Raw genomic sequence first — 21,221 nt, forward strand, 5'->3', positions numbered from 1 at the left:
AAAATTTCTTATATAAGCCTATTTCATACATTCTATTACCAATAATTATGGTGCCTTTATGATGATTCATCCTCAGTATGATCCCGTAGCGCTTTCCTTGGGTCCATTGGAAGTGCACTGGTATGGGCTAATGTATTTGCTAGCCTTTGCTGCCGCTTACGGTTTGGCTTGGTATCGCAGTACCAAACGCGACAATTGGACCACCGACATGGTCTCTGACTTAGTCTTTTATGGCGCGCTTGGTGTCATCTTAGGCGGTCGTATTGGCTATGTGCTGTTTTATCAGTTCGGTGAATTACTCCAAAACCCTGCCTATATATTAAAAGTCTGGGAAGGCGGTATGTCTTTCCACGGCGGCTTTATCGGCGTCATGCTAGGTATGTGGTTCTTTGCCCGTAAATATAAAAAGACTACCTTTCAAGTATTCGATTTTATCGTTCCTTGTGTACCAACCGGCTTACTGTTTGGGCGTATCGGCAACTATATCAATGGCGAATTATGGGGTCGCGTCTCAGACGGTGGCTATAACTGGCTGACCTACTTTCCGCAAGCCGCGGCGTTTGATATGGAGCAATTACAGAGCAATCCACAATTGCAAGAATTGATGATTGAAGTCAATGGTCAATACATATTGCCTCGTCATCCATCACAGCTATATGAAGCCTTTGCCGAAGGTCTGCTGCTATTTATATTCTTATGGTGGTATTCATCAAAACCACGTCCACGTATGGCCGCCTCCGCTGTATTCTTACTAGGCTATGGCATCAGCCGCTTTATCATTGAATTCTTCCGCCAGCCAGATGCTGACCAAGGATTCATATTATTAGGTTGGATGACCAAAGGGCAAATCTTAAGCGCGCCGATGATTATCGCCGGCTTAATCATGCTGATTTATGCTTACAAACGCGGTATTTATGATTGGGGTAAGCAGTCTGCATATTAGAAATAAGTGTCGAGGTGCATGAACAAATAAATATAAATGCAGTTCTAACAAGATACATTCCATTTGCAGAATTAATACCTAACCCCAGTTCGGGATAAGCGCTCAAAAAAAAGATAAAAAAAGAAGTCCAAAGTTGCTAAAGTAAGTTTACCAAGACCACTTAAGCAAAAAGGACTTCTTACATGGACAACCTAACCGAACTATACTGCCATATTGACGACTTTTATCAGCAATTCAAACCTGAGTTTGACGCTCATTTAATCGCAACGGGACACCAAAGGTTAAGAGCATGCCAGATAAGTGTAGCAGAGATTATGACCATCTTGATACTGTTTCATCAACTGCGGTATCGACAGTTTAAGGCGTTTTACTACCATCACATGCTTGGCATGATGAAACGGGAGTTTCCAAATCTGCCGAGCTACTCGCGATTTATAGAGCTTGTGCCGCGCAGTATCATACCACTGTGCAGCTACTTGCAAAGCATGATGGGCGACTGTACGGGTATCAGCTATATTGATTCAACCAAGATAGCAGTTTGTCATAACAAACGTATCTACCGTCATAAAGTCTTTGAAGGACTTGCAACCCGAGGCAAAAGCAGCATGGGCTGGTTTTACGGCTTTAAGCTGCATGCCATTATCAATCATAAAGGTGAGCTGGTCTCCGTCAAAGTCACTGAGGGTAATACCGATGATAGAGCGCCTGTTAAGGATATGGCAACGCCTGTGTTTGGCAAGGTGTTTGGGGATAGAGGCTATATCAGTAAAGCCCTAAACGAGTGGCTCACAAAACACAGTGATACCACGTTGATAACCAAACTTCGGCGTAATATGAAACCCCAATTACTTGAGCCTATGGATGAGGCACTACTCAATCATCGCTCTTTGGTTGAAACGGTGTTTGGAGAGCTTAAAAACTTGTGCCAAATCGAACACTCACGCCATCGTAGTGTCACGGGGTTTAGCACAAACTTGCTGTCAGGTTTAATTGCGTATTGCTGGTTTCCCTATAAACCCACCATCAAAAACATGCCTCAGCAGAGACAGGTAGCGACATTGTAAATAGTATCAATGAGTTACAATGTGGCTTATCCCGAACTGGGGTTACCCCATTATTGATAGTAGATTCACTGATTTTTAAATTCTAGGCGTCGCTGTCGAACACCGAAGCAAACTTAAATAACTTATGACGCATTATCTAAAATCACTAACTCTTCATCCGTAATCAATACCATATAAACAAAAAATCGCAGCAACGGAGAAAATTGCCATTTATCATTTACAGAGGATCTGTTATCAATCAAAGCGATTCCAATGTTGAACGTACCCATACTATCTTTACTGATGCTACGCAATCCCTTCATATCAGCTAAATTAAGATGGACTTGTGATGCCGCAGGATGAGCAACTAGCCAATTTTTCGCTGGCAGTAATTGTTTGGCAATTTTGATAAAACGTCGTAACGCTTTCTTTTCTTTGATTGAAAAAGGAACAAACGCCTTACTGTAAGATAGATGCTCTTGGCATAGAGCTATAAACCACTGCCAATCATCTAATGAGTTATCTCGTAGTTTTTGAGCACTGCTTTGCAGTGAAGACAGTAATCTATAATCACTTTTGTACTGAATACTTTTTGGAAGGCCATTTGTTCCAATGAATCTAGGGTTATCATGGCTCGAGGTCACATTGGCTACTTTTCGCGCTCGATTTATAATGATATCTGCGTCGTGTAAATCAATATTAACCATTATTGCAGCCTGCTTTAAAGCTATGCATAAAGCATTTTGCTGTAATAAGAACCAAATGCTATTCATGCCATAGCGCATAAATAACGTTTCTGTCCTACTTTGTGAATCGACTAAAAGGGTCGTGTTTTTAATACATAAGCGAGGCGCTTTATATTTGCGCTGACTAAGACTTCGAAACAACAACTTTCGGACGCTAGTTAGGCTGACGTCGTTATGGTCGATAATGGCATCATTCTCTTTAAGCCTTTTTCTATTGATGCCAGTGACGTTGTTAATGGCAACAACTGGTAGCTTAATATTAGCGCCGCTCAGCGCATAAGTTGCCATTAAAACAGCGATATGGTTGTAATACTCAAAACTGCGCTGCGGTGATAAATGACCCATGATTCCAGATAGAGCGTACCAGCGATCTTGCGCATTAAGATGCTCACCAAGAACGCCATATTTGATCCGTTTAATGTCTTCTTCGTTATAATCAGTCAAAGCTTTAACAAGCTCAGTATCACCACATAGTACAAGTGATAAATTAGTAACCGCCGTATGTCGAAACGCATGAAAGGTTTGCTCCGGCTTATTACCTGGCTTTTTTGGGATGTCCTGTAAGATACGTCTTAGCAGTTGTAGCGGTACGTGATCATCAATTGGCGTCTTTTCAGAAGATAGTGTGAATATAAAGCTTCTAGGATTAAGACCGACAGTACTTTGTGTGTATCTTATAAATAATGCCAACTCGTCTGGCTGCAACAAAGCATAAATAGGGATTCTACGATTGCTGCCAGCTGTTTTTAAATCACGATAAGGATTACTACGAACAACAAGTGACGGAGACGGTGAATTTAGGCCTTCTATATCAATGTACCGTAATCCTAACAGCTCCTTTTTACGCATTCCTGTTCGATAGACCAGCATAAACATCAAAGCAAACATCTCTCGCTCTAGAATATCCACGCTATGCAAAATCTGTGTAATAATCGCGTGATACATATGAAGGGAAATCAACTCAGCACGAACGCGTCGACCCTCTTTTTCATAGGCAATCGTTACTTGTGGTAGATCGTAATTTTCATGAGCAAAGTTATGAAGGCGTTGTAACAGCTTTGCATAATAAGAAATATTTATGTGACGGCGAACTGTGGTTTTGTACTCCAAAATATCCTCATAGAGCACCTCAAAGTCCTCTTCATCCCAACCATCAATAGGCTGATTCATTGAAAAATACAGCCATTCATAGCCAATGCTTCTAATGTATTGCAACACGGAAGTACTTTTAATAGAATTGTCCAACTCATCTTTTAAAAGAGCCAGTATCCAATCTAAAAACACCCTCTCATTAACTGCAGTGTATTGCTCATACCTTTTTTCTATCCTTTGGATCAAAGTAAGCGGTTTATAGCCTAATCTCTTACTTTTTAGACTTCCTACAATTTTAAAATCACTAGCGATATCCGTAATCAGCTCTGAGCGCCGTACTTTTCTACCATGTAGGCTTGGAGTCGTGCTTTTATCTAATATATTTTCTGATCCTTTTATTGACAACTTTAGAATATCGTCTAAGTCGTAATTTTTTACCGATTTCTTATATTGTCCTTCTAAAAATTCTTTAAACTTCTCTTTGGTCAGCCCTGCTGTATTTTGCTTGCTACTCAGTACCGCTACGGAAGCTTGATCAATATCAGCACCATCAAGCATCTCCCAATGGTAACTTGCGTAAGACAGCATCTGCGGAAAAGTTAAAATCGTCAAACCCCCATTGTTAAGCACTGGTTTTAAAGCGTTTATCAAGTAACTCTCAGCACTTTTTTTTAAACTTTTTTCAGCCTCATCATTGATAGCCAGTTTATTTTTTGCTTGGCGATATCGTAGCAACCAGCATTGGCTGACCATATCTAGAACAATTTGCTGAGTGTTGTAAAGCTGATTTTGCGTGTTACTACGCTCATTGCCATAATACGCTTGTAGAAACCGGACTGATATTAGTAATCGCTTATTGATAAATGGCTGGTATTTTTCATTTATTAGAGCCTCAAGCCAACTTTCAAGTATGGCTTTACTATTAATGCCACCATACATGATGCCAGAGTAAACCAGCCATCCTAATATTTCTTCTAAGCTATACTCACTCGTTTGTGTCCAGTGGTGACTTACCGCTCGTACCATCTCATTAATTTGCTTACCTTTAGTGATCCAATCATTATTAATGAGGAGCGGATTAAATTTTGTGGGCAATACAGTCTTGATATTAGGATAGCGATAATCATTAAGCATAAAATGCTTGTTTTGATAGTCAATAAAACGATTTACCACTTTATAGGCTTGTTTAACTCTTTTCTCTGTTTGGCATGTCTGCGTGATGGTTTGATGAGCATAGCTTTGAAACTCTAAAAACCCTTCTGCATCTATGGGCCTGATTTGTTGATTTAAAACAATATTGAACTGTTGCAACAGCAAATCCCAACGCCACCAGCGCTTATCAAAATATATAATGCGACATCTATGCTTCTCTACTAAAAAAGTATGGCTATGATAAGCACAAGCTTTACGAGAGTATTTTTTAGTATCTTTTAGTATCTTGATATTATCAGGATACGCTTGACGTAGTTGCTCCCATTTGGTTTGAAACTTAGCAAGCAATCCAATTTCAAGCTGCTTGGCCTTCCCTACCTCTTCTAGTATTTGAGGGTCAGGGATATAAGCCTTTTTTCTTCCATCAAATTTTGCCAGTGTATCTATAATTTTAGGCGGCTTGATTTCATTTACGAGCACGACATGCTCCATTCATCATGATTGTTTTTGATATTAATTTCTTTTAAACCCAATGTCTCTGCCAGCTGTTCAAACTGATCACCCACTTGTTTAATCTGATGCTTACTAAGTGATGAGAAACGTCCTAATGCATGTTGGCGCGCTTTTTCATGACCAACAACTGCATTGATGAGCACCATATCAACGCCTAGTCTTTCAAGTTGAGTCCGTACAAAATGACGGGTCCAATAAGGGTCAGTGTCAATAATATCTTTGGTCATATGATAAGCGTCGCCTCGTTTGATGACATCAAGTGTACTGAAGTTCTCTGATAGCAGTCGCAATAATGCGATCTCATTACCTAGACGTATCTCATCAATACATTCGCTAATTTCCTGTTTCAATAAATTATTAAGCTGATAACCAATTAAATAGCTCCGGTAATCGCTTAGTAAGCGTATGAGTGTCGAACATAAAGGTATGAGTCTATGACTCTTTGATTTTCGATTGGGTTTGTCATCAATCATTAGCCAGCCAGCCTCAAGATCGATATCGCTCATCAGTCCGATACCGTTATTTGGTCGTACACCCGTTAATAAACAAAGTACAAACCATACGAAAATGCTGATACGATTAAAATGTGTATTGGCATCAGTACTGCTGTCCGCCCATGCTTGCAGCTCAGTGATAATCTCACGAACATAATTTGGCGTAAATGCAAATCCAGAACCTAACGTGTACTTGTGCCAAGGGGTGATATATGACATATCAAAGTGATTGTCTTGATTAAATATACTCAGCGCTAATTTATAGTGAGACAAAATCTCTTCGCTAAGATGACTGCTGTAATACATGGCTGGAGCTTGAGAGGCAGGCGTTCTGCAAATCAGGTCAGCGATGTGAGCATTGCTGTTTGGCGTGTAGCGAGAAAGCACCACATGCAGTGCAGTCTCAATACGATTCGTTGATAAGTACGGCAAACTTATTTTAGCGCGTAGATAGGTAAGATATTCTTGAATACCATTATCTGATGGTAGCTCACCTGTTAATATTTCATCGATAAGCCATTGCGGGACAGGAATTTTAATGATGTCAAGCTGATTTTCATACTTACTACCATTAAACGCTTCTTGCCGTTTGGTAATACCAAGCGAATGATGAATGTAGCTTCGATTCAAACCAATTTTAAAAATACTCGGATGACCAATGTATCCTGCAATAGTTAAAGATTTAATGGGCAACGCTGTAATCATAGACAGCAACAAAATGTAAGCACAGTCCCGATTGGAAGTGTTGGTTGAAAACTGAGTATCTTGGCAAAGCGCTGAAAATATCCGCTGATAGCTGGACTTTGGTAGTACCCGAACGTTTGAATTGAGCGCGAGTTCTTGTTGAGAAATGTGGTTTTGTTGCAGCGATAAGTCTATCGTTTGGAGCGGAAAAGACAGCCCTTTTGGCAAGTCAGTAGTGACTTCATAACTTATAAAGGGCGGGTCATAATGATCAATACTTTCTTCATATGTGGTGGTTAAGCCCTCATAACTCTCAGTCATCGCCGTATAAAACTGCGATTGCGACTCTAATACGAAATCTTCAAAATGTTCATCATTCGACCCTAGGTCATTTTGAACATTATTGACTGCTAACAATACAGGTTGATTGGCTAGGCTAATAGGCTTTATCTGGTTATTGGGTTCTATTTTTAGACGTTTTTTCACATAGTGAGCATCTTGATAAGACGCTATGATCTTATTAATTTGTCTGACATCAGGAAGCTTTAAAAACTCTTTTTGTGTACGATCACCATACTTAATCGCTAAACGCTTTGACACATCTTGTAGTGATATCAAGATATTATCTACTTTTTGCTCTGGTATCTCAGGAAGCTCACGCCAAATCCAGGTTCGTGTTGCTGCCTTTGAGAATTGAGCCAGTTTAAATTGCATCAAAATATTGTGCATATGCGTCTTTTTGCCATGATATATAAGCAAAACCGCAGTGTGTAACGCAATTGCAAGCCAATACAGCTTCTGCCGAAGACGAACGGTTTGACGACGCTTATACATGATATTTTGCATCAAAATTAAGACTTGCATTATAAGCGGCTTTTCACTGAGCTCAGATCTGCCAATGTGCATATCACGCTCGGCAACCGGTCTCTCATGCAATATTTTTATCACTTTATTAATCAGTTGCTCTTGGTGATCAGCATTGCAATAACCTTCCTGAACCACTGCTACGATATCACCAATAGCTGCTACTGCCCTTTCTCTATTCTTAAAATCGTCATGATCGCCTTGGTGGTTGATGGTCTGTTTGATAACGTCGAGACTCGGTACATCGCGAAGATGGTAGTGAGACTTAATAGTTGACATTATTTTTGTCCTTTTTATAACGTTTATAATAAGTCTGCTCATGAATGTTAATAAGATTACAAAAAGTACCGATAGAGAATTTTTTTGAGCTAAAAAGCTGCTGGTTTATATCAGCAGTGAGAAATCTATTTAAATGAATATAAATTAACCTGATATCTAAATATTTTTGATATCTACATATAATGTCAATCAATTCATAAAATGCATATTTAACCTCGAATTGCGCTTCATTAATTTTTACTATGGATACTTTCTCTGCGCACAACTCTTGGTTAAGATCTACAGTTTTTAACAGATAAAAAACTTCAAAGTTATTCACTAATTGTATTACTTCGCCGGTTTTTATAAATAGTATAGGCTTGGCTAGCGTCAGATTTTGATAAGCTATAAATGTGTTCGAAGATTTAATTTGCGGACGAATGAACTGATTATAGATTTCAAACAATTTGACGATGTCATTAACAATCACGACTGAAGTCTTTTGTAACTTAGCAATAGTGACATTATCCATTTTATATTCCTCTAAAATTTGACCTCTACCCTTGTTAAATACCTTACAACCTTAAAGGATATTAAAAAAGCTGCTCTGAGAGATAAGCGTCAATTGGTGTCGCATATAATTAATTCTGATTTTGATGCTAAAGTGGATGAGAATGACTTGTATTCTAGTTAATCCCCTTACTCACGAGGAACAGGGCTGGTAGCGTAAAGTGATGTTAGCATGCAACGTTTTTATAGCGTGTCGGCTCAAATACTTAAACATCGTAATGATTACTACAAAATATTAGAGCGTACTCAAAAAGGGAATGCAGATGTTACTGAATGGTTGATTTGGTTTTTACAAGCTTTAGAGTAAACACTATTATGCGCACAGAAAACCACGGATAAAATCATCAGTAAAGCCAGCTTTTGGCAGACCCACCGTCAGCAACTATTGAATCCAAGGCAAGTAAATATGGTCAATGTACTGTTGATTAGTGTTTAAGGCAAACTCATGATCAAAAAAAAAGGGGGGGGGATAATGACGAAGTGTTCGGCGAATACTGAATTGAAAGCTATTAAGGATTTGGTAGAAAAAAGCATATTAGAGAAGTCTACTGCTTAAGGGCGCAGTACGAGTTATGAGCTAGTCTTATAAAGCTTACTCTCTATCGTAAAAAAACAGTATGACCAAAGAAAAATCAATATACTCGAGAATTCTAAGTTAGTCAGATATCCCTGACCACAGGGGGCCCTCAGTGCCTGCTACTAAAAAGGTTGGCTGCTTATTTTTAAGTTTTGTTAAAAGCTCTATTTCTGTTAGACGTTCATAGATCTTGATTAGATTACCATCAGGATTTTAATGCACAAATCACTTATCACACTGATGTCATCGAATAAGGTCAATAAACTGGCTCATGCCATCTAAGATCCTTAGCGCATATTCGCGTAAATTAATAAATAGATTTCTATTGAACTTTTTTTAATGTTTTTTAGTATCACCAACAATCTTGTCCATCAAGGCAAACAACAGGCCTGAAAGTACAAACGTCATATGAATAATCACTTTCCACATCAACCTATCAGCATCACTCTCGCTCATCTCTTTGGGTATATCCATAAATGATTTAAGAAGATCGATAGCAGAAATGGCAACAATAGCACCGATGACTTTAAGTTTTAGGCCAGAGAAATTAATTTTTCCCATCCATTCAGGACGATCCTCATGATCCCCTGTATCAATTTTTGAGACAAAGATTTCATAACCACTGAATATAATGATGAGTAACAAACTTGCGACCAATGACATGTCGATAAGAGCTAACGCACCAACGATCACATCGGCTTCAGACGCACTGAGCACATGGGTGATCATATGCCACATTTCTTGGAAAAATTTGATAAATAATAAAATAATACCGAGTACTAATCCCAAATAAAATGGGGCTAGTAGCCAACGGCTATTAAATATGATTTTCTCTAATCTTTGCTCAGTTTTCTTTAGCATAGGGATCTCTTAAGGTTTTCGATGGTATTAATTACAAGGCTTAATATGATGACAATCACATTATTGGTAATCGCAAATGCATTAATCATGCTTTCAAGGCTGAATGGGAGGTTAAGGACTTCAAAATATAGAAAATAATAATACCTTTCCTCATAATTGCGCTGGTTGCTTATGCTACTATAAAACTGAGCCTTCTATTGCTCAATTTTTTATGCCCATTTTTCTTAACGATTACTCTAACTTTTATAAGGAAAGACACTGATGTGGTTGGCAATACTTGCAGTAGTCGTAGGACTAGCAATTTTGGTATGGAGTGCTGATGTTTTTATTGATGGTGCCGTCGCTTTAGCTAATAAGTTGAATGTACCCAGTTTTTTGATTGGTGTCATCATTCTAGGTTTAGGTACTTCAGCACCAGAGATGATAGTGTCCATGTTAGCTGCTTTAGAAGGTAGCCCTGAGCTAGCATTGGGTAATGCTTATGGTTCTAACATTGTTAATATCGCCTTAGTATTAGGCGCAACGGTATTGATAAGTCCAATTATTATCCGAAAAAGTATTATCAATCGTGATATGCCCTTACTACTGTTGGTGACGGCAGTAGCTGCTTGGCAATTAAGCGATGGCGTCTTAAGTAATACCGACGGTATAGTATTAATAGTACTTCTAGTCGTTGTCTTAGGCATACAAATCATCTTGAGCCTGCGTGAAGGCAACCACGAACATGAAGGCGATACTGTAGAAGAAACTGCAAAAGCTGAACACAGTATGGCGCAAGGTTTAGGTAGGTTGTTTCTTGGTTTGCTCGTATTAATACTAAGCTCGCGCGCTATCGTTTGGGGCGCTATCGAACTTGCTACTTTATGGGGCTTGAGTGAGCTTATCATTGGTCTCACTATCGTCGCTATCGGTACGTCACTGCCTGAATTAGTTGCGAGCTTGTCGGCCGCACGTAAAGGCGAGCATGATATGGCTTTGGGTAATATTATAGGCTCTAACGTTTTTAATACTTTAGGAGTCGTAGGTGTAGCAGCACTCATTGCGCCTATTACTCCGAGTAGCATTATTCTGTCGCGTGATATATTAGCGATGGGTCTCTTAACCTTACTACTGTTTGCGATGTGCCTATTTGCATTTAAAACCAAGCGTGCATTCGGTCGTACTTCTGGCACCACCTTAGTACTATTTTTCGTCGGCTATACTGTCTGGTTAATTCAGACGGTCAGTATGTAGCAAGTTACTAATAATCACATACGTTTGATTCGACAGTTTACAGTTTCTAATAATTCGTCATAGACTTTCATGTAATTACCTAGGCATCTTCAAATTGAACCGCCCCGACTTTATCGGAGGCTGATTTACTTGGTGGTGGTTCAAAAAGTAGGCTAAATTAAACATACCCATGATTGATGTAAAAGAAAGCTAAATCAAAGGCTTTAAAGTGATTTTCCAGTTTTTTAGAAAAGTTACAACTTCGCCTAAATGCTCGCCTTACTCGATGTCTGATAGTGCAATTATTACCTTCAATGCCGACCGTGAAAAACTTGCCAATGACTTGGGTAAAGCCCTTAAAACCAGTAACAAAGCTATCCCAGGTATCACTAGCGATTCTAGCACAACTTACGCCTAGGGCTTTCAGCTTAGCTTTAAGCTTTTTGACAGTGTTAAGGTCTCGTTTTCCCCACACATAGGCAACAATTTCACCTGTGTCACGGTGATAGGCATAAATTAGCCATTGTTTGTTGGTTTTTTTACCTACGAATGTCCAAAGCTCATCAATTTCAAGACAGTCGTATTACCTTTGCTTGGGGGTTATTGGGTAGTGACACTTTTTTAGGGTGGCTAGTACTTTGCCTTTGCTGATTCTCTCAACGCAAGCGATGTCTTTTATGCCACTGCCTCGAACCATAAGATATCGTATTTTGCTATCTTTTTGGGAGTGACATCCTTGGTACGTTAAGGCATGGTCTCCAATAAACTGCCGTTTGCAGTCTTTGCATTTATAGTTTTGTTTACCATAGCTTTTGAAGCCATTTTTCTTTATATTGTCACTTAGACAGGCTGGGCATTTGATGTATAGTGTGATGTGCATTTCACTATTTTATCAATTTCTCAGCCTGTTTTTTTCCCAGCCTACTTTTTGAACCACCACCCGGATTCAGATACCTTTATGAATAAAACAACTTTTAAAATATCGAAAATGGACTGCCCTTCGGAAGAGAACCTAATCCGAATGAAGCTAGATGGCAATTCGGATATTGAATATCTTGAATTCGACATTCCTAATCGTCAATTAACCGTATTTCATCATGGTAATGTTGAAAATATACAGCATGCTATTCATGACCTAAATTTAGGCGACACCCTACTTTCAACCGAAACTATTGACCCCTCTAATTCAAATGATAATATCGAAGTCAAAACTAACGCTAATCATGAAAAAGACGCGGAGCAACGTAAGCTACTGTGGATAGTGCTGGTTATTAACTTTGCCTTCTTTATTATCGAAATGAGCACTGGGCTGATTTCTCGTTCAATGGGATTGGTTGCCGACAGCTTAGACATGTTAGCAGATAGCTTCGTGTACGGAATCAGCTTGTTTGCTGTTGGTGGAACGGTTGTAAAGAAAAAACGTATTGCTAGAATTGCTGGATATTTTCAAATCACGCTAGCGATTCTCGGCTTTTTAGAAGTAATAAGACGTTTCTTTGGCAATGAGCAGTTACCTGACTTTTCTACCATGATTGTTATATCGATTCTTGCTCTGATTGCAAACTCAATCTGCCTTTATATATTGCAAAAATCGAAGAGTAAAGAAGAGGCTCATATGAAAGCCAGTATGATTTTCACTTCAAACGATGTGATTATCAATTTAGGGGTGATTGTTGCAGGTGTTCTGGTGAATTGGTTAAACTCGAGTACCCCTGATTTAATTATTGGGAGCATCGTATTTGCTTTAGTTATTCAAGGCGCCTTTAGAATACTAAAGTTAAGTAAATAGCTGAGCCTAGTAGCTCAAGCAAATAGCCCAAGTAAGTAGCTTAATCAAACCGCTAAGTGTAAAGTAGCTAGGTTTGAAGGAAACAAACATCATAAGGATATGAGACCTCGAGCAGGTGGTGGTTCAAAAAGTAGGCTGGGAAAAAAACAGGCTGAGAAATTGATAAAATAGTGAAATGCACATCACACTATAGGCTAATGATAGGGCAAAAGCGCGGCGACCAGTCCCATAATTCAAAAGCCTGTTATAGATAGTTCCATATTAACAGTCTATTTTGAGTAGTCTGTTAATAGGTTTAAAGGGTGAAATAGCTGGTTCCTTTGGGGTATACATAACAGTGTATTTTTTGAGGATGTTTTTTTACGGTGTGATGATAAACTTTAGCGCTAGATTATGAATGACTAAAGGGGTAAGTTTTTTGTCTGAATTAAAAACAGTTGGGCTTTTTGCCATTACGGCATTAGCAGAGATTGTAGGTTGCTATTTGCCATACTTATGGCTGAGAGAAGGTAAGTCAATATGGCTACTTGTCCCTAGTGCGCTTAGTTTGGTCGCTTTTGTATGGTTGCTGACTTTACATCCAACCGCCGTTGGCAGAGTTTATGCCGCCTACGGTGGAGTGTATGTAACAATGGCAATTCTATGGTTATGGGCTGTTGATGGTATTCGACCAACGACATGGGACATATTAGGTACAGCAGTGGCACTTCTAGGTATGGCTATTATTATGTTTGCACCGCGCAATACATAGGATACGGTTGTTTTAACCATCACGTGCTAAAAACTCCAATAGAGTGGGAACATTCTCTCTAGCACTGCGTCCAGCACCAATCAGAGTGGCAGAACCTGGGCTTGCCCAGTCACCATAACCAAATAACCATAACCGAGGCTCCTTGACCGCTTGCCCATCTTTAACTTGCACTTCTCCATCAGCTTCTAAGACATTTAAAGGTGCTAGATGGTCAAGATTTGGTTCAAACCCAGTACACCAAATAACGGCATCTATCGTTTCTTCACTACCATCAGCCCAAATGACGCCTTGTTCAGTAAATTGGTTAAACATAGGTACTGAATGTAAAACCCCTTTGTCACGTGCCGCCTTGACGGGAGGCACCATGACGATATCACCGATACCGCCCTCAGGATCACCATTATTGCTGCCAGTAATACGTGCTGTTGCTCTTTCAAACAGGACACGTCCATCGACATCATCGGCTAAAAACAATGGGGGCTCACGTGTTACCCAGCTGGCGTTAGCCACTTCAGCCAGCTCCGCATAGATTTGTGCACCTGAATTACCACCACCTACTACCAATACGCGCTTATTTCTGTAGGCGTCTGGGCCTTCATAATGCGCGGAGTGGCATTGCTCCCCAAGATACGCTTGCTGACCTTTGATAGAAGGAATTATAGGATTGCTCCAGGTTCCCGTTGCGCTCACGACGGTTTTTGCCAACCATGTAAAACTTCCATCAGTCACCCGTAAGCAATTGTTTTCATCATCACGCTGTACGCTTTGGACTTGATAAGGTCGGTAGATTGGTAACTTATAATGTTCTTCGTAGTCAGCAAGGTAATGGATGACCTCGTCTCTATGGGGATACTCTCCATCTTTTGCTTTTGGCATCAAGCGACCTGGCAAGGAGCTCATAAGAGCAGGAGAAAATAGGCGTAACGATGGCCAAGTATGCTGCCACGCGCCGCCACTTTGGTCTTGATTGTCAAGAATGATGAAGTCAAGTTTCGCACGTCTCAGATAGTAGCCAACGGCTAAACCGGCTTGACCACCGCCGATAATGATGGTGTCGAATACTTTAATTGACATAATGCTCCTTAGTGTCTGCTACCAGAAAAATCAATTGCTCATACTGAGGCTTGCTTTTTACTCTTCAGATCTTAATTGAATACATGTTTTGACGAAATTTTTATCGACATCTTGATTCAGCTTATCATGCAAATAATCTTGCATCGCTCCAAAATATCATTTCACTAACTAAAGCCAATAATAACTATTAAAAGACTATACATATGAAATATTGTATATATAATATTTCATATGTATAGTCTTTTAATAGGGTTAGGTTATGGAACATTCAAATAAGAAAAAGGTATTGTTTCTCTGTACCAGTAATTCAGCCAGATCACAAATGGCTGAGATATTATTAAAGTATAAAGCCAGTGATATCTATGATGTTTATAGCGCAGGCATAGAGAAAGGCGAAGTAGATGAACGAACCATCCAAGCCCTAGAAAGGTTTGACTTCGACGCCAGTGGCTTAAGATCCAAGCACGTCGACGAATTTGAAGGTCAGTTTTTTGACTACGTCATTACTCTGTGCGAAAAGGCCAGTACCGAATGCCGAAGCTACCCCAATACGGCCAAGCAACTGGCATGGGATATCCCTGACCCAAAAACACGTGCTGGCAGTCATCCCTTTACTACTACCTTAAGTGAATTAAACAGTCGCTTAACGATGTTTCTGTCTGTAGAAAAACATAACCTTACAAAGACTGCCGTCAATAAAGAAGACACGGCATCATCTGACTTTGATCCGATTACCTTTTACAAAAGCTTGACGGATGACGTTCGACTCAAAGCGTTGATGCTGATCGAATATCATGGTGAGCTGTGTGTGTGCGAATTGATGGAAGCCTTGGAAGAGGACAGTCAGCCCAAAATCTCACGCAATCTTGCTGTGTTAAAAAAGGCAAACGTCATCACTGATCGAAAAAACGGTCAGTGGGTATTTTATCGTATCAATCCTGAGTTGCCTGTATGGGCAAAGACTGTGGTTGCAAAAACCACAGAAAACAATACTCACTTAATTGAGCATGAGATTGGGCGCTTGGATGCGATGCAAAACCGCCCCGACAGAGCCAGTTTTTGTAAATAATCCATCATCCATACTTAAATAACACTGAACGTTTTACACCATTTCTTCTGATGATTTTAAACAGTACTAAGGACAATTTTATGACAATCAAAGTAGGTATCAATGGTTTTGGACGTATGGGACGTTTGACCATGCGCGCGGCATTTGATTGGGACGACATCGAGATTGTCCACATCAATGATCCGGCGGGTGACGCTAAGACGCTCGCGCATTTAATGACGTTTGATTCTGTGCATGGTCGCTGGCATCACGACGCTACCTACGAAGGCACGTCCATGATTATCAATGGCAAAGCCATTCCTTGTACGCAAAACAAAGCGACCAAAGACACCGACTGGTCACTGTGCGATGTGGTCATCGAAGCCTCAGGCAAGATAAAAACCAAGGCTTTACTACAAGCCTATCTAGATCAAGGGGTCAAACGTGTCGTTGTCACAGCCCCCGTCAAAGAAGAAGGTGTGTTAAATATCGTCATGGGTGTAAACGAGCATTTATATGATAAAGACATCTATCCCATTGTGACTGCTGCCTCTTGTACCACCAACTGCCTAGCGCCTGTGGTTAAAGTGATGCACGAGAAAATAGGCATCAAGCATGGCTCGATGACCACCATTCATGACATTACCAATACCCAAACGATACTAGATGCACCGCATAAAGACTTACGCCGGGCACGTGCTTGCGGTATGAGCCTTATCCCAACCACGACAGGCTCTGCGACTGCCATTACGCATATCTTCCCTGAATTAAAAGGTAAGCTAAACGGTCATGCCATTCGTGTGCCTTTGGCTAATGCTTCGCTGACCGACTGTGTGTTTGAAATGGCGCGTGGCACCACGGTTGAGGAAGTCAATGAACTACTTAAACAAGCATCTGAAACTGAGCTAAAAGACATATTGGGCTTTGAGACACGTCCACTGGTATCGATTGATTATAAAACCGATCCACGTTCAAGTATCGTTGATGCGCTATCGACGATGGTCGTCAACGATACCCAAGTAAAGCTCTACGTTTGGTACGACAATGAGTGGGGTTACGCCAATAGAACGGCTGAATTGGTCCAAATGGTTGGTCTAGCAGATAAGGGTTAATCATGGGACTGCTATCCGTTACGGATTTATCGTCGCAAGTGAAGCAATACTTAGTCATCACTGGCAACTATTGGGCATTTACCTTAACGGATGGCGCATTGCGAATGCTCGTTGTGCTGCATTTTTATCAGTTAGGCTATAGTCCACTAAGCATTGCGATGCTATTTTTGTTTTATGAGATTTTTGGGGTTATCACCAATCTGGTTGGTGGTTGGCTTGGCACCAGTCTTGGGCTCAACAAAACCATGAATATTGGATTGGCCATACAAATTGTCGCCCTTGCCATGCTCGCTGTACCTGCTGATATGCTCACCGTGGTTTATGTGATGATCGCCCAAGCCTTATCAGGTATCGCCAAAGACTTGAATAAAATGAGTGCCAAAAGCGCAATCAAACTGCTGGTGCCCAAAAATGCTGAGAGTAAGCTGTATCAATGGGTAGCGATCCTCACAGGATCTAAAAACGCACTAAAAGGTGTTGGCTTTTTTATCGGTGGTTTGCTACTGACCTTGATTGGATTCAAAGGCGCTATGATACTGATGGCATCACTTTTGGCCATCGTCTGGGTGTTTAGTTTAATAGTCTTAAAAGAAGACATCGGCAAAGCCACCAACAAACCCAAATTTAAAGACATTTTTTCTAAAAGTCCTGCTATCAATATCCTCTCTGCGGCTCGGCTGTTTTTGTTTGGGGCAAGAGACGTATGGTTTGTGGTGGCCCTCCCGGTGTTTTTGGCAGCGACTTTTGACTGGAGTCACTGGTGGGTCGGCAGTTTTATGGCCAGCTGGGTCATCGGTTATGGCATCGTCCAGTCGGTTGCACCTTACTTTACAGGTAAGAAAAAAGGCGTGTTACCAACGGGTCGCGCAGCCTTTTTGTGGGCAAGCTATCTGACGTTTATTCCTGCTGCCATCGCGCTGGCCTTATACTTTGATTTTTATATTCAAGCATCGGTTATTCTTGGCTTGCTGATATTTGGCGTGGTTTTCGCCGTCAATTCCTCGTTACACAGCTATCTGATCGTCAGCTATGCTGATAGTGATGGCGTGTCATTGGATGTGGGGTTTTACTATATGGCAAACGCGATGGGCAGATTGATTGGTACGGTGCTGTCAGGTTGGGTCTACCAAGAATTTGGTTTAGAGGCGTGTCTTTGGATATCGAGTGCGTTTGTGGCAATCGCCGCGTTACTATCACTAAAACTGCCTAATACGTACAAAGCGGCGGTATACTAATTATATTTTTATCAATGAATCTGTTGTCTATTTAAAATCAAAACACACTTATGATGATATAGAGCTGGGATAAAACTCTTGCCACTTGCTGCGCTGGTATATGCAGCAGTGGTAAAGTTTTTATCCTAGCCCTACTGTATTCGTTTTCTAATGAATTGGCTACACTAAGAAGTTAGCGAACCAAAATTACTGGTGATAGCGTCTTAGCAATGATTTTTGTCGTAGTACTGCCAACAAATAACTGTTGGAATTTAGAATGTCCGTAAGCGCCAATGATAATAATATCGACCGCATTTTGCTTTTGAAAAGCCAATAATCCATCAACAGCATCGGAGGCAGACACATGATGTGCGTCTACTGTAAAGCCTGCTGCTGTTAGCTGCTCAGTTGCTAGTGATAGGCTTTTTTTGGAGGTCGCATCCTCATTACCTGGCATATTCATAAACTGTCTCAGTTATGCAGTGTTTATTATATGTGGCAACACACTTTGAGCATTGCCACACAGGGAAGCTTCTAAAAATTGACTTCTAAAGAACTAGAATTTATAGGTTTGACCATCATTAGGAACAAGCGCACGCTGTTTGTCTAAGTGTTTTTCTTCGATAAAACGGCGCAGCTCTGCCTTCGACAGTGCGCCATGATTGACCGTATCCATGTGCACATTAATTATCTGAGCATTAGGTGAGAATTGATACGCACGGTATACATCGTCTTTACCCATAATAATAGAGTCATCGACAAAGGTAGACAGCTTTGCATAGCCTGTATTAAGGATGACCGCATCAGGCTTGTAGCGAGTCAGCGCATTCTCTACGTCTTTATTCCAAATGGTATCCCCTACTACATAGACGGTCTTGTAGTTTGGCTTTTGGAACACAATACCCATCGTTTTACCAAGTGCCTGAGCAAGCGCTGGAACTTTGTACATCTCATCAGTGCCATGCTGTCCGATGGTTTTATTGATTCTAGTGCCTTTAAACACCACCCCTTGCTCTGTCAACACTCTGACATCGGTAAAGCCATCTTTACGCACGATTGCCGCATCGGCTTCATTTTGGGTAAAAATTGGCATATTACGAGGGACCAGGTTGCGTGCAGCATCGTCCCAATGATCCGCATGTAGATGGGTTAAAATAATGGCGTCAGCCTTTAGCACCTCTGCAACAGATACCGGCAAATCTACCATTGGATAGCGTATTTGGCTATTTAACGTATCTGCAAACCCTGGATAAGCGTTTTTAGCCGCGAGCATAGGATCCACTAAAAACGTGGTACCGTCATAATCAAGCTTAATCGTGGCATTACGGATTTGCTGAAATTGAACGGTATTGGTCGCCGTCTGTTTTACCGCGTTAGAATTGGACGCTGGACTGGCAAAGGTGGTACATGCGGTTAACAACATGACACCACTTAATAGTGTGGTGCCGGTCAGAGATTTCGATATTTTCATAATTTGATGCCTTATTGATGAGTCTATATTATGAGTTAATAATGGTTTGCTTAAAAACTTATAACTAACGCGCAATCCAAGTTTGGGTGTCAATCACTTCGCCATATAGAAACTCAATCGCTGCCATAATGGTGGCATGAGCATGAGCTGCGGGTACGGTCGTGCCATTAAATTCAAGATCAAGCGTGGCACAGGCATCATGGATGGTGGTCGTTGTATAGCCAAAGTCAACCGCAGCACGAACGGTTGCATCAATACACATGTGGCTCATGGCGCCAATCACGGTAACGTCTTTGATGTCTTCTTTATCAAGCAGATCTTTAAGAGAGGTCTCACGAAACGAATTGGGGTAATGCTTCACAACAACGGCTTCACCTTCTATAGGCTTTACTTTCTCATTGATTTCTACACCATCAGTACCAGGCGTAAAGATTGGTGCGTCAGCAGAAGGCATTTCATGACGAACATGAATGACGGTATGGCCTTTTTCTCTAGCAGACTCAATCACCAAAGCTGCATTATCAGCGGCTTCATTAATACCAACGAGTGATAATTTACCTTGCGGAAAATACTCATTTTGAATATCGACAACGATCAGTGCTTTTGTGCTCATGATGATTCCTTTTTTTATCAAAGTGACTGTATAGGCGTCTATTTTACAAGCTCTGTGCTACACTAACGAGTGGCTACATCGACACATAAGAGGTTAATAACGACATATGAATCAAAAACATGCTATTGAAATAGGCTTGATTGTCTATGAGAAAGCACAAATGGCGGCCATCCTTGGGCTGACTGACTTACTGATGGTGGCCAGTAAAATCGCTGCCAAACATCAAGATACAACGGATCTGCCTTTACAGGTCAGTCACTGGGAAATTAAGGGTTCTAATCTGCGTCCTACCTGCAATTTTTCGAGCAATCCTGATGGCTCAGGAAGGTTAGCAGCTATCATCATTCCACCCACGTTAGAGACGCCAATTGCAAAGCAAGCAGCGGCACCATGGCTGGAATGGCTAAGAGATCAGCATTCCACAGGTGTGATACTGTCATCCGTCTGCGCCGGTGCTTTTTTACTGGGCGAGACGGGACTCCTATCCAAACGCAAAGCAACGACGCATTGGGGTTATGTAGAAGAGTTTGAACAGCGCTTCCCTGATGTCGATCTGGATGTCGATCGCATTATTATCGAAGACGGTGATATTGTGACCGCTGGTGGCGCGATGGCTTGGACGGACTTGGGGCTTAGGATGGTTGACCGCTTTCTTGGCTCACAGGTCATGAATGAGGCCGCTCGTGCATTGTTAATTGACCCCTCAAGGCGTGAACAATGCTATTACAGTGCGTTTTCTCCCAACCTCACTCATGGTGATGCCGCCATACTAAAGGTGCAGCATTGGCTACAAAAAACAGAAGCACGGGTTATTGATTTATCCACCCTAGCCAGTTGTGCGCAGTTAGAGGAGCGCACTTTTCTGCGCCGTTTCCATAAGGCGACGGGCATGACATCAACAGAATACTGTCAGCGATTACGCATTGGTAGTGCAAAAGACTTTCTACAGTTCTCTTTAATGCCTGTTGAGCAAATAGCGTGGAAAGTTGGTTATAGTGATGCCAGTGCATTTCGTAAAATATTTAAGCGCATTGTTGGTTTGACCCCTAGCGAATATCGGCGCAGATTTACTCTGGATGAAGAGTGATAGGTTTAGGCGATTTCTGGATTAAAGGTAGGTGCATTGACTGCTTGTAGGCA

18 protein-coding genes and 1 pseudogene are annotated in these 21,221 nt (G+C 41.0%); 9 read left to right on the forward strand and 10 right to left on the reverse strand.

The window, feature by feature from the left end; translation table 11 throughout:
- Window positions 1–58 precede the first annotated feature (58 nt).
- Both lgt and RAH45_RS09815 read left to right on the forward strand, forming a co-directional pair.
- On the forward strand, window positions 59–943 hold the full coding sequence (gene lgt / locus RAH45_RS09810; protein ID WP_011959981.1) for a prolipoprotein diacylglyceryl transferase: 885 nt from the start codon (window positions 59–61) through the stop codon (window positions 941–943).
- Between the two features lie 182 nt (window positions 944–1,125).
- Window positions 1,126–2,007, forward strand: a complete 882-nt coding sequence (locus RAH45_RS09815; protein WP_306495230.1) for an IS982 family transposase — start codon at window positions 1,126–1,128, stop codon at window positions 2,005–2,007.
- Window positions 2,008–2,129: 122 nt separating this feature from the next.
- Here the strand turns inward: RAH45_RS09815 and RAH45_RS09820 are convergent, their stop codons facing one another.
- From RAH45_RS09820 to RAH45_RS09840, 5 genes are all read right to left on the reverse strand, one after another.
- Window positions 2,130–5,456 carry a tyrosine-type recombinase/integrase gene (locus RAH45_RS09820; protein ID WP_306495231.1) on the reverse strand — a complete coding sequence of 1,109 codons (3,327 nt, stop codon included), beginning with the start codon at window positions 5,454–5,456 and terminating at the stop codon, window positions 2,130–2,132.
- Window positions 5,447–7,810 (reverse strand): site-specific integrase, encoded by a 2,364-nt coding sequence (locus RAH45_RS09825; RefSeq protein WP_201564459.1) that lies wholly within the window; start codon window positions 7,808–7,810, stop codon window positions 5,447–5,449. The genes RAH45_RS09820 and RAH45_RS09825 overlap by 10 nt, the downstream gene beginning before the upstream one ends.
- Complete coding sequence (locus RAH45_RS09830) at window positions 7,797–8,321, reverse strand: hypothetical protein (RefSeq protein WP_068037374.1); 525 nt, start codon at window positions 8,319–8,321, stop codon at window positions 7,797–7,799. The genes RAH45_RS09825 and RAH45_RS09830 overlap by 14 nt, the downstream gene beginning before the upstream one ends.
- Before the next feature lie 951 nt (window positions 8,322–9,272).
- Complete coding sequence (locus RAH45_RS09835; protein ID WP_068037376.1) at window positions 9,273–9,797, reverse strand: TIGR00645 family protein; 525 nt, start codon at window positions 9,795–9,797, stop codon at window positions 9,273–9,275.
- Window positions 9,791–9,886 (reverse strand): hypothetical protein, encoded by a 96-nt coding sequence (locus RAH45_RS09840; protein ID WP_227514060.1) that lies wholly within the window; start codon window positions 9,884–9,886, stop codon window positions 9,791–9,793. The genes RAH45_RS09835 and RAH45_RS09840 overlap by 7 nt, the downstream gene beginning before the upstream one ends.
- 172 nt (window positions 9,887–10,058) lie before the next feature.
- Here RAH45_RS09840 and RAH45_RS09845 point away from each other — a divergent pair, with 172 nt between their 5' ends.
- Window positions 10,059–11,030 (forward strand): calcium/sodium antiporter, encoded by a 972-nt coding sequence (locus RAH45_RS09845; RefSeq protein ID WP_068406836.1) that lies wholly within the window; start codon window positions 10,059–10,061, stop codon window positions 11,028–11,030.
- Window positions 11,031–11,187: 157 nt separating this feature from the next.
- Here the strand turns inward: RAH45_RS09845 and RAH45_RS09850 are convergent.
- A pseudogene (locus RAH45_RS09850) lies at window positions 11,188–11,889 on the reverse strand (IS1-like element ISPssp2 family transposase).
- Window positions 11,890–11,967: 78 nt separating this feature from the next.
- Here RAH45_RS09850 and RAH45_RS09855 point away from each other — a divergent pair.
- Both RAH45_RS09855 and RAH45_RS09860 read left to right on the forward strand, forming a co-directional pair.
- Window positions 11,968–12,798 (forward strand): cation efflux transmembrane domain-containing protein, encoded by an 831-nt coding sequence (locus RAH45_RS09855; RefSeq protein WP_011959978.1) that lies wholly within the window; start codon window positions 11,968–11,970, stop codon window positions 12,796–12,798.
- A 418-nt stretch (window positions 12,799–13,216) separates the two neighbouring features.
- Window positions 13,217–13,549 carry a YnfA family protein gene (locus RAH45_RS09860; protein ID WP_201564455.1) on the forward strand — a complete coding sequence of 111 codons (333 nt, stop codon included), beginning with the start codon at window positions 13,217–13,219 and terminating at the stop codon, window positions 13,547–13,549.
- 12 nt (window positions 13,550–13,561) lie between these two features.
- Here the strand turns inward: RAH45_RS09860 and RAH45_RS09865 are convergent, their stop codons facing one another.
- Window positions 13,562–14,623 (reverse strand): ArsO family NAD(P)H-dependent flavin-containing monooxygenase, encoded by a 1,062-nt coding sequence (locus RAH45_RS09865; protein ID WP_296175864.1) that lies wholly within the window; start codon window positions 14,621–14,623, stop codon window positions 13,562–13,564.
- A 259-nt stretch (window positions 14,624–14,882) separates the two neighbouring features.
- On the opposite strand from RAH45_RS09865, the gene RAH45_RS09870 reads away from it, so the two are divergent.
- The 3 genes from RAH45_RS09870 (at window position 14,883) to arsJ (ending at window position 18,018) form a co-directional block, all read left to right on the forward strand.
- Window positions 14,883–15,692, forward strand: coding sequence for a metalloregulator ArsR/SmtB family transcription factor (locus RAH45_RS09870; protein ID WP_306495232.1), 810 nt, complete (start codon window positions 14,883–14,885; stop codon window positions 15,690–15,692).
- 80 nt (window positions 15,693–15,772) lie between these two features.
- The gene (locus RAH45_RS09875) at window positions 15,773–16,783 is read left to right on the forward strand and encodes an ArsJ-associated glyceraldehyde-3-phosphate dehydrogenase (RefSeq protein WP_289047811.1); all 1,011 of its coding nucleotides are present in this window, start codon (window positions 15,773–15,775) and stop codon (window positions 16,781–16,783) included.
- 2 nt (window positions 16,784–16,785) lie between these two features.
- The gene (gene arsJ / locus RAH45_RS09880) at window positions 16,786–18,018 is read left to right on the forward strand and encodes an organoarsenical effux MFS transporter ArsJ (RefSeq protein ID WP_144297049.1); all 1,233 of its coding nucleotides are present in this window, start codon (window positions 16,786–16,788) and stop codon (window positions 18,016–18,018) included.
- A 172-nt stretch (window positions 18,019–18,190) separates the two neighbouring features.
- On the opposite strand, the gene RAH45_RS09885 is transcribed toward arsJ, so the two are convergent.
- From RAH45_RS09885 to RAH45_RS09895, 3 genes are all read right to left on the reverse strand, one after another.
- The gene (locus tag RAH45_RS09885; protein WP_306495233.1) at window positions 18,191–18,460 is read right to left on the reverse strand and encodes a universal stress protein; all 270 of its coding nucleotides are present in this window, start codon (window positions 18,458–18,460) and stop codon (window positions 18,191–18,193) included.
- A 93-nt stretch (window positions 18,461–18,553) separates the two neighbouring features.
- Complete coding sequence (locus RAH45_RS09890) at window positions 18,554–19,468, reverse strand: MBL fold metallo-hydrolase (RefSeq protein WP_192993341.1); 915 nt, start codon at window positions 19,466–19,468, stop codon at window positions 18,554–18,556.
- A 64-nt stretch (window positions 19,469–19,532) separates the two neighbouring features.
- Window positions 19,533–20,081 (reverse strand): cysteine hydrolase family protein, encoded by a 549-nt coding sequence (locus tag RAH45_RS09895; RefSeq protein WP_144297046.1) that lies wholly within the window; start codon window positions 20,079–20,081, stop codon window positions 19,533–19,535.
- A 106-nt stretch (window positions 20,082–20,187) separates the two neighbouring features.
- Between RAH45_RS09895 and RAH45_RS09900 the strand changes: the two genes are divergently transcribed.
- Window positions 20,188–21,168, forward strand: a complete 981-nt coding sequence (locus RAH45_RS09900) for a GlxA family transcriptional regulator (RefSeq protein ID WP_306495234.1) — start codon at window positions 20,188–20,190, stop codon at window positions 21,166–21,168.
- Window positions 21,169–21,221 lie beyond the last annotated feature (53 nt).

This window comes from Psychrobacter sp. van23A, from assembly GCF_030845275.1.
In the GTDB taxonomy this organism is placed as follows: Bacteria; Pseudomonadota; Gammaproteobacteria; order Pseudomonadales; family Moraxellaceae; genus Psychrobacter; species Psychrobacter faecalis.